The organism is Tabrizicola fusiformis (assembly GCF_013328815.1).
Lineage (GTDB): Bacteria > Pseudomonadota > Alphaproteobacteria > Rhodobacterales > Rhodobacteraceae > Fuscibacter.
The window spans coordinates 1-14,316 of the sequence record NZ_JABUHN010000002.1 but is presented as its reverse complement, the minus strand read 5'-3'; the positions used below and the strand labels follow the sequence as shown (position 1 = coordinate 14,316).

Here is a 14,316-nt window from a genome sequence, read left to right as displayed (position 1 = left end):
TTTCGCCTAGCTTTAATGGTATGAGCGACCTGCCCGCAGAACCGCCGCCCCACAGCGCCCCGCAGCTTGCCGAGAGGGAATTCCCCCCGCAGGATCATTGGGATGGCGTTTGGGACCGCAGCGCACTGCGCCGCCTTCTGGGTCTGGCTGGGCCCGAGGCTGCGGCCGAAATCCTGCATCATCTGCGCGCCGATCTGCATTCGGCCTGTGACGGTCTGGGCGATGCGCTTTCGCTGCGCGACGGCGCCGGGCTGCACCGCGCCGCCCATGTGCTGATCGCGCTTTGCGGCACCGTGGGCGCCACGGCGCTTTGCACACTGGCCGAACGGCTGCATCAGATGGTCGAAGGCATCACCACCGCCCCGGATGAGGCGCTGACCCAGGCCCGCGCGCTGATCAGCGGGGTCTCGCTGCTCTGCGCCGCGCTGCTGGACGAAACGGGCCCGACATGAGCCGCCGCAGCGCACCGCCGGTTCTGGTGATCGAGGATACCGCCTCGCTGCGGCTGGTTTATCGGACCATCCTGACCGCCGCCGGCCACCCGGTTGAAGTGGCGGCCAGCGCCGCCGAAGGGTTGGCCATGTTCCGCGCCGGCACCATGCGCACCGTGCTGCTGGACCTTGTGCTGCCCGACCGCGAGGGACTGCATCTGATGCGCGACATTCTGGCGATCCGGCCGGGCACGCAGGTCATCGTGCTGACCGCCCATGGCTCGGTCGGCAAGGCGGTCGAGGCGATGCGCGCCGGCGCCCATGAATTTCTGGTGAAGCCGGTCGAAGAGGCGCGGCTGCTGGCGGCGCTGGCCAATGCCGCCGCACCGGCGGCCCCACGCCCCGCAGCAACGGTCAGCAGTGCCGACACGGCCCCCGCCGCAGCGCCGTCGGGGTCGTTCATCGGTTCCTCCGAGGCGATGCTGCGGATTCAGGGCAAGATCACCTCGGTTGCCGGGTCGATGGCCACGGTCTTCATCACCGGCGAAAGCGGCACCGGCAAGGAACTGGCAGCGCTGGCGGTGCATGGCGCTTCGGCCCGCGCCAATGGCCCCTTCATTGCACTGAACTGCGGCGCCATCCCGCAGGATCTGCTGGAATCCGAAGTCTTCGGCCATATGAAGGGCAGCTTCACCGGCGCGATTTCCGACAAGCCAGGCGCCGCGCAGGCCGCCGATGGCGGCACGCTGTTTCTGGACGAAATCTGCGAGATGGCGCCGGCGCTGCAAACCAAGCTCTTGCGGTTCCTGCAAACCTCGACCGTGGTGCCGGTCGGCGCCACCAAGCCGCGCAAGGTCAATGTCCGCATCGTCTGCGCCACCAACCGCGACCCGATGGATGCCGTCCGCCGCGGCCAGTTCCGCGAGGATCTGTTCTACCGGCTCTTCGTGGTGCCGATCCACATGCCCCCGCTGCGCGACCGCGCCGATGACGTGATCGAGATTGCCGAAACCGCCCTTGCCCGCTTTGCCGAGGAAGAGGGTCGCAGCTTTGACGGCCTCTCGCCCGAGGTGCTGGCGCTGTTCCGCCGCCTGCCCTGGCCGGGCAATGTGCGTCAGGTGCTGAATGTGATCCGCAATGTGGTGGTACTGCATCCGGGCGGGCTGGTCACGCCGGGGATGCTGCCGGAAAACCTCTTCGCCCAGGACGAACCCCGCCCGGCCCCGGTGGCGCCGCAATCGCCCGCTGACCAGACCGCGCTGCCCGAAACGCTGCTGAACCGCCCGCTGGCCGAGATCGAGCGTATGGTGATCGAGGCGGTCCTGACCCGTCACGGCGGCTCGGTCCCCAAGGCCGCGCGCACGTTGGAACTGTCGCCCTCCACCCTCTACCGCAAGTTGGAAGGCTGGGGCAGCGCCCGCTAGGCCGCGCCCGCGACAGGCGCCGGCGGGCAGGCGCCTTGCCTCAGACGAATTGTTCGACGATCAGCCGCTCTTCGAGCCCGTGCCCGGGGTCAAACAGGATGCGGTGGGCGATGCGCGGCTCTGACCGCACCTCGACCATCACCACATCGGGCACCGGGCGGCTGTCGGCATCGGCCCGCACCGGGCGTTTGTCATGTTCCAGCACGTCGAACCGCACCACCGCCGCCTTGGGCAACAGCGCCCCGCGCCAGCGCCGCGGCCGGAACGCCGCCATCGCCGTCAGCGCCAGCACATCCGCCCCGATGGGCAGGATCGGTCCATGCGCCGAATAGTTGTAGGCCGTGGACCCGGCCGGCGTCGCCACCAGCGCCCCGTCGCAGACCAGTTCGTCCATCCTTTGCCGCCCGTCGATGCTGATGCGCAGCTTGGCCGCCTGCGGCCCCGCGCGCAGCAGCGAGACTTCGTTGATCGCCAGCGCCTCGGTCACCTTGCCATCCGCGGCCACCGCCCGCATGGCCAGGGGGTTGATCACCGCCTCTTCCGCCGCCGCCAGCCGTGCGGGCAGGTCTTCGGCGGAATAGGTGTTCATCAGAAAACCGATGGTGCCGCAGTTCATGCCATAAACCGGCAGGCCCGACGCCTGACTGTCATGCAGGGTCTGCAGCATGAAGCCATCGCCGCCCAGCGCCACCACCACATCCGCCGCCTCCAGCGGGGTCTGGCCATGCAGCGCCACCAGCGCCGCAAAAGCCTCTTGTGCCGCAGGCGCGGTGCTGGCGCAGAAAGCGATCCGGTTCAGGGCCAAGGCATCCTCCCATTTCCCGGCAGTCTTCGCCGCCCTGCCGGCAAACTCAACCCCTCACGCGGGGTTTTGCATCGGCCCCGCATGTTTCCGATCGGAAACTTTTTTCGTGCCTCTCCGGCAAAGCGTCGTTTTCGTCCCTTCCTCCCCCGGGTGCCGTGTCGTAAACAACCCGCGACCAGCCACAGGAGCGCCCCATGTCCGTGACCCCCGGTTTCTTCACCGAAAGCCTTGCCAGCCGCGACCCGGAACTGTTCGGTTCGATCACCAACGAACTCGGTCGCCAACGCGACGAGATCGAGCTGATCGCCTCGGAAAACATCGTCAGCCGCGCCGTGATGGAGGCGCAGGGTTCGGTGATGACGAACAAATATGCCGAAGGTTACCCGGGCAAGCGCTATTACGGCGGCTGCCAATGGGTGGACGTGGCCGAAAATCTGGCGATCGACCGCGCCAAGGAGTTGTTCGGCTGCGGCTTTGCCAATGTGCAGCCCAACTCTGGCTCGCAGGCCAATCAGGGCGTGTTCAATGCGCTGCTGAAGCCGGGCGACACCATTCTGGGCATGAACCTTGCTTCGGGCGGCCACCTGACCCATGGTGCGGCGCCGAACCAGTCGGGCAAGTGGTTCCATGCGGTGCAATATGGCGTGCGCCAGCAAGACAGCCGCATCGACTATGACGAGGTCGAGCGCCTGGCCGTCGAATCCCAGCCCAAGCTGATCATCGCCGGCGGTTCCGCCGTGCCGCGCCAGATCGACTTTGCCCGCTTCCGCGCCATTGCCGACAAGGTCGGCGCCTTGCTTATGGTGGACATGGCGCATTTCGCCGGTCTGGTCGCGGGTGGCCAGCACCCCTCGCCCTTCCCCTATGCCGATGTGGCGACCACCACGACGCACAAGACCCTGCGTGGCCCCCGCGGCGGCATGATCCTGACGAACAACGAAGAGATCGCCAAGAAGGTCAATTCGGCCATCTTCCCGGGCATTCAGGGCGGCCCCCTGATGCATGTGATCGCCGCCAAGGCCGTCGCCTTTGGCGAAGCGCTGCGGCCCGAGTTCAAGGATTACGCCAAGCAAGTCGTGCTGAACGCACAGGCGCTGGCGGATGAGCTGATGAAGGGCGGGCTCGACATCGTGACCGGCGGCACCGATACCCATGTCATGCTGGTGGACCTGCGTCCCAAGGGCGTGAAGGGCAATGCCACCGAAAAGGCGCTGGGCCGCGCCCATATCACCTGCAACAAGAACGGCATCCCGTTTGACCCGGAAAAGCCCACCATCACGTCGGGCGTCCGCCTTGGCACCCCCGCAGGCACCACCCGCGGCTTTGCCGAGGCCGAGTTCCGCCTGATCGCCCAATGGATCGTCGAAGTGGTCGATGGCCTTGCGGCGAACGGCGAAGACGGCAATGCCGAGGTCGAGGCAGCGGTGAAAGCCAAGGTCGAGGCGCTGTGCGCCAAATTCCCGCTCTATCCGGGGCTCTGAAACCAAACCGTCACCCCGTAGGATGGGCAATCTGCCCATCCCTTCGCGGCCCCGAAAACCCCGCCCCGGCGGGGTTCTTCATTGCATAAAAGCCAAGGCCAAACCCGTAGGGTGGGCAATCTGCCCACCTGCGACATCAACAGACCGGAGCTTAATGGCGGCGGTTGCGCCCGCGTGGCGCCACGACGATCTCTTTGATCATGGTCGTGCGGAACTGATCCGACTGCATGGCCTCCAGCGCTTTCCCCATGTCTTCCGCCCATTCCCGAAGGCGTTCATAGCTTTGACCAATTAGGTCAGATGCCGCGATCAACGCTTCTTCTGCGTGCCGGCAACCGTCGAGGCTGTCGAAGTCCTGTTGCTCGATGAAGTGGTGAACCAGCGTGTTGCGCAATTGGACCAATTCCCTGATTTCGCTTTCAGCCTGCGCGTAGTCTGCCTCTGTCAATTCTACCCGAAACTTGAAGCCGACATGCGGAAGGCTTTCGGCACTGGCGAGTTCTGGGTCGGGCGCCGTGTTGTCGTCCCCGGCGACGAGATAGGACCCAAGAAAAATACCTGCCATCTGCCCAAGCGTATTGCGCGAAATGCTTTCCACCCGCGCGCGCCGAACAGCTTCCAGATCAAGCGCCAATCCAGAGAATTCGTGTTCCACCACAAGCGTCTTGATAAGACGTTCATAGGCTTGGAGCCGCAGCAGACACAGTCCCAGCAGTCGCTGCACTTCGCGCTGGGATGCCGTCAATGCGTCATCCGGACAAACCGTCATTGCGAACCTGTTCCCGCTCCCGATCATCTCAACATATCCTCGGACAAGTCGCCATGACCGGCAAGTGCCTCTGCCGTGCCGCCCTACTTGACCTGCCCCAAACCTGCCTGTCACATCCGCCGAAACCACCGCGCAGGACCGCATGATCCCCCAGCACACACCCCGCCTTGAACGGCGCCTTGGCGACTGGGCCCGGGCGCGGCTGCCCTATGCGCTGGCCGAGTTTGTCATGTTCGGGCTGAAGCAGGGCTGGGCCTGCCTGTTCGGCGGGCTGCTGCTGGCGGCGATCATTGCCAGCAAGCTGATATGGCAGCCGGGCTGGCCGCTGCACCGCTATGATTTCCTCTTCCTTTTCGCCATTGCCACCCAAGCTGTCTTCCTCTGGCGCGGGCTTGAGACATGGGAGGAGGCGCGGGTGATCCTGCTCTTTCACCTCACCGGCACGGCGATGGAATGGTTCAAGGTCGGCGCCGGATCATGGGCCTATCCTGAACCCGCGCTTTTCAAGCTGATGGGCGTGCCGCTGTTTTCGGGCTTCATGTATGCTTCTGTCGGCAGCTACATTGCCCGGGTGATCCGCATTTTCGATATGCATTTCAACCCCTTCCCACCGTTCTGGGCCGCGCTGGCCCTTGCGCTGGCGATCTATGGCAACTTCTTTGCCCACCATTTTCTGCCCGATATCCGGCTGGTCCTGTTTGCCGCGACCCTGCTGATGTTCGCCCGGACCCGCGTCTGGTTCCGCATTTCCAGCCGCCACCTCTGGATGCCGATGCCGCTTGCCGCCCTCCTCTCGGCGCTGGCGCTCTGGATTGCCGAGAATGTGGGAACCGCCACCGGGACATGGCTCTACTCCGGTCAGCGGCCCGACCATTGGGTGAGCTTTGCCAAGCTCGGCTCGTGGTATCTGCTGTTGTGGGTGGCCTTCGTCACGGTGACACTGGTGTCGCGGGGGGCGCTGTCGCCGCCTCAGATCAGCCCGCGCAGATAGACCACCGCCAGCACCAGAAGCCCCACCGCCAAAAGCGAAAACGCCACCGAGGCCAGAACGCCGATCAGCGCCGTCTTGCGCCGCTCTCCCGCATTGACCTTGCCCAGATGGGTCAGGCACAGGTCATAGGCTTCGGCCACCTGCCCATGGTCGATCTGCATGAGCAGCCGCGGATTCTGCGCCATGTTGGAGGCTTGCACCAGAACCTCGCCCGCCGCGCGCACCTTCTTGGGCAAAAGCCGCCCGCCGCGCCGCAGCTTTTCCGCCAGCCCCTTGCCGCGCAGACGCAACCGCTCTTCCAGCAATTGCGCCACCCGGTCGGCCATCTGTTGAATGCTGGCGCCTGCCATGAACCCACTCCTGCTCGGCTTCACATTAGACGCTGCCATACCATGCTTCAACACCTCTGGCCCCGGAATGCGTGCCGCGTTAGGAAGGGCCATGCTGACCACGATCCTGCACCCCGCGACCGCGCCGGACGGCGCGCTTCCCCTGATCATCGTGCATGGGCTTTATGGCTCGGGGCGCAATTGGGGGGTGATCGCGCGGCGGCTGGCCGATCGGCGCGATGTGGTGGCGGTGGACATGCGCAACCATGGCACCAGCCCGCGCGCCACCAGCCAGAGCTACCCGGAAATGGCGGCCGATCTGGCCGAGGTGATTGCCACGCTGGGCGGCAAGGTGGACCTTCTGGGCCATTCGATGGGCGGCAAGACGGCGATGCAGCTTGCCCTGACCCAAGGCGCGCTGATCCGCAAGCTGGTGGTGGCCGACATCGCCCCGGTGGCCTATTCCCATGACCAAAGCCATCACGCCCGCGCCATGCAGGCGCTGGACCTGTCCGGCCTGACCTCACGCGGAGAGGCGGACCGGCGGCTGTCGGCGCTGATCGACGATGCCGGATTGCGGGCCTTTTTCCTGCAATCTCTTGATCTCAAGGCCAATCCGCCGCAATGGCGGCTGAACCTGTCGGTGCTTGAGGCGGAAATGCCGAAAATCGTCGGCTGGCCCGGCACCCAAGGCCATTTTGACGGGCCGACCCTGTTCCTGACCGGCGCCGAAAGCCATTATGTCCGCCCCGAACACCGCGAGACGATCCGGGCGCTTTTCCCCCATGCCCGGTTTGCCAAGCTGCCGGGCGCGGGCCATTGGCTGCACGCCGACCAGCCGCGCGCCTTTGAAGAGACGGTGCGCGTCTTCCTCAACGCCTGAGGGTCAGGGCCGCGGATCAGGCCAACTGCCGCGCCACCAGCCAACTGACCGGCAGCGCCAGCACAAAGCCACAGGCCGCCGCGATCAGGATCGGGGTCAGAGTGTCATTTCCCGAGACCAGCGCGATGATCACCCCCACCCCCATCAGCGTGGTCGAGATCATCGAGAACAGAATCATCATCAGCCGGGCCATGGCAACCTCCGTAAGGCAAGCGCGCTTGCCCTGACCATGACCGACCGGGCGCCACCGCACCTTGATCCGCATCAAACAGATGCCAATTTCCAGATATGAAAGCCGGGGCGCTGGGGACGCCCCGGCCAAGCGGCCTTGCCTTTCAGACCGAAAGGCTCAGGCCGCCCTGCCCGGCCGATTGCTCGGCCCGGTCCAGCAGGCGCTGCAACATGGCACCGCGCGCAAAGTCGGGATCAGGTGCGCCTTCGCCGCGAATGGCCGCGATGAAGCGCTGATAGATGTTCGGCAGCACCGGCGCCTCGATTTCGTGCCAGGCGGCGGCTTGAAGATCAGGCTCCAGACAGGCACGCAGGCGGCTGATCTGGTTTTCAAAGCTAACCTCAAGCCCGCCCTTGTCGCCATAAAGCCGCAGCCGCAGGTCGTTCAGATGGCCAGAGGCAAAGCGCGTTGCCGCCACCGTGCCCAAAGCACCGTTCGACAGCACAAGCTGCATCGTGGCGCTGTCATTGGCGTCCAGCGGATATTCCCCGATCCGGTCACCCGGCGCCTTGTGGAAGGTCGCCAGACGGCAGGACACTTCGGTCGCGTCCAGGCCGGCGATGAACAGCGCATAATCCAGAATGTGGATGCCCACATCGCCCAGCACGCCCTTCGAGCCATGCTGCGTGGACAGACGCCACAGCCACTGGCTCTCGCGGTCCCAATGGCCCCAGGCAGGCTGGGTCAGCCAGCTTTGCAGATAGCTCGCCTCGAAATGGCGAACATTGCCGATGGCGCCGTCACGCACCATCTTCGCCGCCTGCTGCAGGGCGGCGACATTGCGGTAGCTGAGGTTGACCATGTTCACCACCCCTGCCGCCTTGGCAGCAGCCACCATGGCGGAGGCATCGGCCTCATTCGTGGCAAGGGGCTTTTCGCACAGAACATGCTTGCCCGCCTTCAGGAAAGGCAGCGTGGTCGGGTAATGCGCGGCGTCGGGGGTGACATTGGTCACCGCGTCAAACTCCCCCCAGGCCAGCGCCTCGTCAACCGAGGCGAAACCGTTGGGGATGTGGTGGCGGGCACAAAAATCGGCCAGCGGCCCGGGGCGGGTATCCACCCCGGCAACCAGCGAGACGCCCTCGATCTCGGCGAATTTCTCGGCATGGTTGTTGGCCATGCCGCCGGTGCCCAGGATCAGGATGCGGACAGGCGCGGCCATCAGCGATACCCCGCCTCGCCGTCATGGTGCAGCCGCGGCCCGCGCTCGGTGATCGGCTCAAGCGCCTTGTCCACCGGGCGGTTCGGGGCGTCGGTGGCGTCCAGAATGCGCGGCAAGGGGTTATAGGCCCAGCGCACGGCATTGCCGATCACCTTCTGCACATTGGCGTCGTGATAGGTCGGATAGGTTTCATGCCCCGGGCGGAAGTAGAACACATTGCCCGCCCCGCGCCGATAGGTCAGACCCGAGCGGAACACCTCGCCGCCCGCAAACCAGCTCACGAAAACGGTCTCAAGCGGCTCCGGCACGCCGAAGGGCTCGCCATACATCTCTTCATATTCCAGCTCGAAATGGTCCGGCAGACCGCGCGCAATCGGATGCTGACGGCTGGTGACCCAAAGCCGCTCCCGCTCGCCCGCCTCACGCCAGGACAGGTTGCAGGGCGTGCCCATCAGCCGCTTGAACGGTTTCGAGAAATGCGCCGAATGCAGGAAGATGATCCCCATGCCGCCCCAGACCGCCTCGGCCACCCGCTCGACCACGGCATCGGCCACCTGACCATGGGCCTGATGGCCCCACCAGATCAGCACATCGGTCTCGGCCAGCTTTTCGGCCGTCAACCCATGCTCGGCATCCTGCAGGGTCACCGTGGTCGCGGCGATCCCCGCCTCACGGTTCAGAAATTCGGCAATCGTGCCATGCATGGTCTTGGGATAGACCTCGGCAACGACCTTGTTGATCTGTTCATGGACGTTTTCGCCCCAGACTGTGACCCGGATGTTCATGCGCGTTCCTCTTTCGTGATGAAAAGGCGCCCTGCCCTTTCATCTGTTCCCAAATATCCCACGGGGGTCCGGGGGTGTGAAACCCCCGGTCCGCCGCCTGTCTCAGCGGATCGGCCTGCCGCTTTCGTCAAACCGATACAGCATCCCCGGTTTCGGCTGCAGATTGACCGTGGCCCCGAGCGCCACCTTCAGCTTGCCGTCCTGACGCACGATCAGCGGTTCTTCGGCACCGATTTCGACGAACAGGTAATTGTCCGAACCAAGGTCTTCGGTGTGGATCACCTCGCCCGACCATTTGCCGCCGGCCTCAACCAGATCAATATGTTCCGACCGCACGCCCAGCGTGGTGCAGCCTTCGTCCGCGGCGAATTTCCCGGTCAGGAAATTCATCTTCGGGCTGCCGATGAAGCCTGCGACAAAGATCGAGTTCGGCCGTTCGTAAAGCTCTGCCGGGCTGCCCACCTGTTCCAGCCGCCCGTCGCGCAGCACGCAGATGCGGTCGGCCAGCGTCATCGCCTCCACCTGATCATGGGTGACATAGATCATCGTCACCTGGTTCATCGAATGGTGCAGCTTGGCGATTTCCAGACGGGTCTGCACCCGCAGCGCGGCATCCAGGTTCGACAGCGGTTCGTCGAACAGGAAGACCCGCGGATCGCGCACGATGGCGCGGCCGATGGCCACCCGCTGCCGCTGACCGCCCGAAAGCTGTTTCGGCAGACGGTCCAGCAGATGTTCGATCTGCAGCATCTTCGCCGCATCGCGCACCCGCTTTTCAATCTCCTCCTTCGAGGATTTTGCCAGCTTCATCCCGAAGGCCATGTTGTCGTAGACCTTCATATGCGGGTAAAGCGCATAGCTCTGGAACACCATGGCGATGCCGCGGTCCGAGGGGACAAGGTTGTTCACCCGCGTCCCGTCGAACAGCATGTCGCCGCTGGTGATTTCCTCCAGCCCCGAGATCAGGCGCAGAAGCGTGGACTTGCCGCAACCCGAGGGGCCGACGAAGACCATGAATTCGCCCTTCTCGATGGTCAGGTCGATGCCCTTGATGACATCCACCGCGCCATAGGACTTCTTGACGTTCTTGAGTTCGATCTTTGCCATGTGATTAGCCCTTCACGCCGCCGGCGGTCAGGCCCGCCACGATCTTGCGTTGGAAGATGAGAACGAGGACGATCAGCGGAACGGTGACGATCACCGAAGCTGCCATGATCGGCCCCCAGGGGATTTCCTGCTGCGAGGCACCCGACAGCATCGCAATGGCGACGGGTGTGGTGCGTTGCGCCTCGGACAGGGTGAAGGTCAGCGCGAAGAGGAACTCGTTCCACGCGCCGATAAAGGCCAGAAGCCCGGTCGTCACCAGCGCCGGCCACAAAAGCGGCAGGAAGACCTGCGTGATGATCACCCAAGGGGTGGCGCCATCGACGATGGCCGCCTCTTCGATTTCCACCGGCAGATCGCGCATGAAGGTGGTCAACACCCAGACCGTGAACGGCAGCGTGAAGATCGTATAGCTGAGGATCATGGCGAAGGGCGTGTTGAACAGGCCCAGGAACTTGATCAGCTCGATCAGGCCCGCCAGCACGGCGATTTGCGGAAACATCGACACCGCAAGGATCGACATGAGCAGCAGCCCCCGCCCGCGGAACCGCACCCGCGCCAGCGCGTAAGAGGCGGTCACGGCCAGAAACAGCGCCATGATCACCGTGGTCGAGGCGATGAAGACCGAGTTGACGATCGACCGGCCAAAGGTGCTGCCGCCCAGAACCGTCTTGTAGTTCGACAGGTCGAAATGCTTGGGCCAGTAGTTCACCTCGAACAGCGCCGTTCCCGTCGCAAAAGAGGTGATGATCGCATAGTAGAACGGGAAGACCGAAAAGATCACCACCGCCGCGACCAAGAGGTAGAAGCCGGTGTTGCTCAGAAGTTTGCTGTTCATTTGCCGCTCTCCCCGCCGAGATCGACCTTGCCCAGCCAGATATACGCCGACACGAACAGCGCGATCATGGCGAAGAGCAGCGTCGATTGTGCGGCCCCATAGGCGAAGTTGTTGAAGTCGATCATGTTTTCACGGCTGATCACCGACATGGTCTTGGTCGCCTTGGAATTGGGGGTCAGCACATAGATCAGGTCGAAGATCCGCAGCGCGTCCAGCATACGGAAGATCACCGCCACCATCAGCGCGGGCCGGATCAGGGGCAGCGTGACCTTGAAGAACACTTTCACCGGGTGGATGCCGTCGATTTTGGCCGCTTCGTAGATGTCGCGCGGCACCATCTGCAACCCGGCAAGGATCAGCAGCGCCATAAAGGGCGTGGTCTTCCAGACATCAACCATCAGCACCGCCATCATCGCGGTATCGGTCGAGGCGGTCCAGGCGATTTTCTGGCTGATCAGGCCAAGGTTGAGCATGATATCGTTGATGATCCCGAACTGGTCGTTCAGCATCCAGGCCCACATCTTGGCCGACACGATGGTCGGGATCGCCCAGGGGATCAGGATGGCGGCGCGGACAAAGCCGCGGCCCTTGAACTCGGCATTCAGCACCAGCGCCACGATCAGGCCCAGCACCGTCTCGCAGATCACCGAGACGACCGAGAATTTGACGGTGTTCCACACCGCATTCCACCATGCCGGATCGACCAGCGTGCCCTTGTAGAGGACGCGACCGGATTCCAGCGTGCGGATCTTCAGGTAATTGTCAAAGCCGACCCATTGGCCGCCATAGAGGTTGTCCAGCGACGTATCGGTGAACGAAAACCAGATCGTGCGCAGAAGCGGCCAGGCCGCCACCAGAAACAGCGCCGCCAGCATGGGCGCGATGAACCAGAAGGCGGCGCGCTGGCGCTGCTGTTGCAGCGAAAGATCGCGTCCCGGTCCTTGGGCAGTTTGTGTCATGATCCCCCCTTTCGCGCGGCCCTCCTCCCGAGGTCGCGCAAACGCAGAGGGGCGGCGGTGTCCGCCGCCCCTCCTGTCGTCATCCGGCGGGCGGGATTATTGCCAGCCAGCGCCCTTGATGTCTTCCAGCTCGACCGCCAGAAGCTCGAGGTTTTCAGCCGCCGAACCGGAACCCGACAGCGTGTTGTGAACCGCCGACCAGAACTTGGACGACACTTCGTTATACTTGCCCTTGGTCGGCGCCGAAGGACGCGGAACCGCCTGCAGGAACACATCCTTCCAGCGCGGGATGATCGGCTGCTGCGCGGCGATATCGGGATCGTCGTAAAGCGCCACGATCGTCGGCAGGTTGCTTTCGCTCAGGGCGCGGGCCTTTTGCGCCTCCGGCCCGGCGAGGTAGAGCGCCAGCGAAATCGCGGCCTCCTGATGGGTCGAATATTTCGACACCGCCACGTTCCAGCCGCCCAGCGTCGCCGCCGAAGGTCCGCCATCGGTGCCCGAGGGCAGCGGCGCCACGTCGAACAGTCCCTTCACGGCCGAGTCATCGCCATTGCCCAGACCATAGGCATAGGGCCAGTTGCGCATGAACACGGCATTGCCGGTCTGCCAGAGGCCGCGGGCCTCTTCTTCCTGATAGGCCAGAACCCCATCGGGAGAGATCGTGCCGACCCAGCCCTTGGCGGTTTCCAGCGCCTTGATCGCGTTTTCGTTGTTGATCGAGATCGAGCCATCCGGCTCGACGATCTGGCCGCCGCCAAAGCTCTTGACCCATTCCAGCGCGTCGCAGGTCAGACCTTCATAGGCGTTGCCCTGCCAGACAAAGCCCCAGAGGTCGGCCTTGCCCTCGGCCCGCTCGGCATCCTGGATGGCCTGGGCGGTTTCGGTCAGTTCGGCCCAGGTCTTGGGCACGGATTTGCCGTGCTTTTCCAAGAGATCCTTGCGGTAGTAGAGGGCCGGCGCATCGGTGAAGATCGGCAGCGCAACCAGCTTGCCGTCAACAGTCTGCGATTCGATGATCGAGGGGAAATGCGTCGGCGCCAGATCCTTGGCGGCCTCGGTCAGGTCAACGAAGTGATTGGCAAGCTGCGGCGCCCAGATCACGTCGGTCTGATAAAGGTCGATATCGGTGGCACCCGCAGCAAGCCAGAGGCGATATTGCCCGAACTGGTCGCTGGTCGAGGCCGGCATCGGCACCAGCGTCACCTTGTGGCCGGTCGCCTCTTCCCAGGGCTTCACCAGAGCGCCGAAGTTTTCGACGGCCTTGCCGACAGCGCCCGACACATAAAAAATCTCGTCCGCCAGAACGGGGGCCCCGAACGCGGCAAGAATGGCCGCGCAGGCGGCAGAGCGCAGGGCACGGCCCTTGACTCCATAGGACATGGATTTCCTCCCTTGAAGATTGGGGGCACCTCGGCGCCCCATTTTGACGCCCCTTTTCCGATCCGCGCGGACCGGCCTCCCGAAGCGTTGACGGACGTTTAGCGCAAACATTCGCGCTGTGTCAACGATTCTAAGGCCAAAGCGCTTTCAAACTTGAGCCGCCCCCATGCAGCAGCACCGGCCCACGACCTTTGCTGCGGCGCAGCCAGCCCGGCAAGCGCCCTTCGGTTGAGATTGATATTCAAGGCAGATGTGACCGGCGGAACAAACATTCCAAGAGAAAACACAGCCAGAGTATGGCATTCCAAATTCAAACGGGACTCGTCGCGCTTTGGAAGCCGGCCGCAAATGCCCGAGGGGCGCCGAACCAAAGCGCCTTCAAATTTGCGCCGCATCGCAGCGTTGCCGATGCTGCCCCGGCAAAATGACTGACATCAGAAGAAGAGCCGCCCTTGACGCGCGCGACCGCTCTCCACGGCCTACGGGTGGTGCCAAAGCACCGCGCCACGACAACGCAAACCGCAGCCCCCGCGAAAACGGGCGGCAATCCTGCGCGATCCTAGGTGGAAATTGGGTCGATGGTGGAGCAGAGGGGGTTCTCCACCAAGAAAATCTAAGCCCTAGAACAATAACACAAAACAGATGTACGTTGTTCGAGTGTCACACGGCTCTGTTGCACAAATCGGTTGATCGTGGGACCTCCCCTTTCCGTGGACAGACCTACCCCGCGACCTCTGTGATAG

Annotated in this window: 15 protein-coding genes; 5 read left to right on the top strand and 10 right to left on the bottom strand. The window is 63.9% G+C overall.

Translation table 11 applies throughout. The features are described 5' to 3' along the window. Positions 1-20 precede the first annotated feature (20 nt). Together HS053_RS02595 and HS053_RS02590 are read left to right on the top strand one after the other, a co-directional pair. Entirely contained in the window at positions 21-452 is a 432-nt protein-coding gene (locus HS053_RS02595; RefSeq protein ID WP_174209652.1) for a hypothetical protein, read from the top strand. Next, positions 449-1,855 (top strand): sigma-54-dependent transcriptional regulator, encoded by a 1,407-nt coding sequence (locus tag HS053_RS02590; protein WP_174209651.1) that lies wholly within the window; start codon positions 449-451, stop codon positions 1,853-1,855. The genes HS053_RS02595 and HS053_RS02590 overlap by 4 nt, the downstream gene beginning before the upstream one ends. 40 nt (positions 1,856-1,895) lie before the next feature. Here the strand turns inward: HS053_RS02590 and HS053_RS02585 are convergent, their stop codons facing one another. Further along, positions 1,896-2,660, bottom strand: coding sequence for an NAD kinase (locus HS053_RS02585; RefSeq protein ID WP_174209650.1), 765 nt, complete (start codon positions 2,658-2,660; stop codon positions 1,896-1,898). Positions 2,661-2,854: 194 nt separating this feature from the next. Between HS053_RS02585 and glyA the strand changes: the two genes are divergently transcribed. Beyond that, positions 2,855-4,141, top strand: a complete 1,287-nt coding sequence (gene glyA, locus HS053_RS02580) for a serine hydroxymethyltransferase (RefSeq protein ID WP_174209649.1) — start codon at positions 2,855-2,857, stop codon at positions 4,139-4,141. 151 nt (positions 4,142-4,292) lie between these two features. On the opposite strand, the gene HS053_RS02575 is transcribed toward glyA, so the two are convergent. Further along, positions 4,293-4,910: a hypothetical protein gene (locus tag HS053_RS02575; RefSeq protein WP_174209648.1), complete on the bottom strand. Its 618-nt coding sequence runs from the start codon at positions 4,908-4,910 to the stop codon at positions 4,293-4,295. A gap of 142 nt (positions 4,911-5,052) precedes the next feature. Here HS053_RS02575 and HS053_RS02570 point away from each other — a divergent pair, with 142 nt between their 5' ends. After that, a complete protein-coding gene (locus HS053_RS02570; RefSeq protein WP_174209647.1) occupies positions 5,053-5,901 on the top strand; it encodes a DUF817 domain-containing protein in 849 nt (282 codons plus the stop codon). On the opposite strand, the gene HS053_RS02565 is transcribed toward HS053_RS02570, so the two are convergent. Next, entirely contained in the window at positions 5,880-6,251 is a 372-nt protein-coding gene (locus tag HS053_RS02565; protein ID WP_174209646.1) for a hypothetical protein, read from the bottom strand. The genes HS053_RS02570 and HS053_RS02565 overlap by 22 nt on opposite strands. Before the next feature lie 91 nt (positions 6,252-6,342). On the opposite strand from HS053_RS02565, the gene HS053_RS02560 reads away from it, so the two are divergent. Next, positions 6,343-7,113 (top strand): alpha/beta fold hydrolase, encoded by a 771-nt coding sequence (locus HS053_RS02560; protein WP_174209645.1) that lies wholly within the window; start codon positions 6,343-6,345, stop codon positions 7,111-7,113. Positions 7,114-7,129: 16 nt separating this feature from the next. On the opposite strand, the gene HS053_RS02555 is transcribed toward HS053_RS02560, so the two are convergent. The 7 genes from HS053_RS02555 to HS053_RS02525 all read right to left on the bottom strand — a co-directional run bounded on the left by HS053_RS02555 (position 7,130) and on the right by HS053_RS02525 (position 13,573). Further along, entirely contained in the window at positions 7,130-7,306 is a 177-nt protein-coding gene (locus tag HS053_RS02555) for a CTP synthetase (RefSeq protein ID WP_174209644.1), read from the bottom strand. A gap of 142 nt (positions 7,307-7,448) precedes the next feature. Further along, positions 7,449-8,507, bottom strand: coding sequence for a Gfo/Idh/MocA family protein (locus HS053_RS02550; RefSeq protein WP_174209643.1), 1,059 nt, complete (start codon positions 8,505-8,507; stop codon positions 7,449-7,451). Next, positions 8,507-9,292 (bottom strand): ThuA domain-containing protein, encoded by a 786-nt coding sequence (locus HS053_RS02545; protein WP_174209642.1) that lies wholly within the window; start codon positions 9,290-9,292, stop codon positions 8,507-8,509. Before HS053_RS02545 ends, HS053_RS02550 begins: the two co-directional genes overlap by 1 nt. Positions 9,293-9,394: 102 nt before the next feature. Beyond that, positions 9,395-10,399, bottom strand: a complete 1,005-nt coding sequence (locus HS053_RS02540) for an ABC transporter ATP-binding protein (protein WP_174209641.1) — start codon at positions 10,397-10,399, stop codon at positions 9,395-9,397. Between the two features lie 4 nt (positions 10,400-10,403). After that, positions 10,404-11,234: a carbohydrate ABC transporter permease gene (locus HS053_RS02535; protein ID WP_174209640.1), complete on the bottom strand. Its 831-nt coding sequence runs from the start codon at positions 11,232-11,234 to the stop codon at positions 10,404-10,406. After that, on the bottom strand, positions 11,231-12,193 hold the full coding sequence (locus HS053_RS02530) for a carbohydrate ABC transporter permease (RefSeq protein WP_174209639.1): 963 nt from the start codon (positions 12,191-12,193) through the stop codon (positions 11,231-11,233). Before HS053_RS02530 ends, HS053_RS02535 begins: the two co-directional genes overlap by 4 nt. A gap of 96 nt (positions 12,194-12,289) precedes the next feature. Continuing rightward, entirely contained in the window at positions 12,290-13,573 is a 1,284-nt protein-coding gene (locus tag HS053_RS02525) for an ABC transporter substrate-binding protein (RefSeq protein ID WP_174209638.1), read from the bottom strand. Between the last annotated feature and the right edge of the window lie 743 nt (positions 13,574-14,316).

Bases quoted from the DNA above. Each gene is read 5' to 3' on its own strand.
- HS053_RS02560 (WP_174209645.1), top strand. From the start codon at position 6,343: ATGCTGACCACGATCCTGCACCCCGCGACCGCGCCGGACGGCGCGCTT.
- HS053_RS02590 (WP_174209651.1), top strand. From the start codon at position 449: ATGAGCCGCCGCAGCGCACCGCCGGTTCTGGTGATCGAGGATACCGCC.
- HS053_RS02565 (WP_174209646.1), bottom strand. From the start codon at position 6,251: ATGGCAGGCGCCAGCATTCAACAGATGGCCGACCGGGTGGCGCAATTG.
- HS053_RS02540 (WP_174209641.1), bottom strand. From the start codon at position 10,399: ATGGCAAAGATCGAACTCAAGAACGTCAAGAAGTCCTATGGCGCGGTG.
- HS053_RS02570 (WP_174209647.1), top strand. From the start codon at position 5,053: ATGATCCCCCAGCACACACCCCGCCTTGAACGGCGCCTTGGCGACTGG.
- HS053_RS02545 (WP_174209642.1), bottom strand. From the start codon at position 9,292: ATGAACATCCGGGTCACAGTCTGGGGCGAAAACGTCCATGAACAGATC.
- HS053_RS02535 (WP_174209640.1), bottom strand. From the start codon at position 11,234: ATGAACAGCAAACTTCTGAGCAACACCGGCTTCTACCTCTTGGTCGCG.
- glyA (WP_174209649.1), top strand. From the start codon at position 2,855: ATGTCCGTGACCCCCGGTTTCTTCACCGAAAGCCTTGCCAGCCGCGAC.
- HS053_RS02525 (WP_174209638.1), bottom strand. From the start codon at position 13,573: ATGTCCTATGGAGTCAAGGGCCGTGCCCTGCGCTCTGCCGCCTGCGCG.
- HS053_RS02555 (WP_174209644.1), bottom strand. From the start codon at position 7,306: ATGGCCCGGCTGATGATGATTCTGTTCTCGATGATCTCGACCACGCTG.
- HS053_RS02595 (WP_174209652.1), top strand. From the start codon at position 21: ATGAGCGACCTGCCCGCAGAACCGCCGCCCCACAGCGCCCCGCAGCTT.
- HS053_RS02530 (WP_174209639.1), bottom strand. From the start codon at position 12,193: ATGACACAAACTGCCCAAGGACCGGGACGCGATCTTTCGCTGCAACAG.
- HS053_RS02550 (WP_174209643.1), bottom strand. From the start codon at position 8,507: ATGGCCGCGCCTGTCCGCATCCTGATCCTGGGCACCGGCGGCATGGCC.
- HS053_RS02575 (WP_174209648.1), bottom strand. From the start codon at position 4,910: ATGACGGTTTGTCCGGATGACGCATTGACGGCATCCCAGCGCGAAGTG.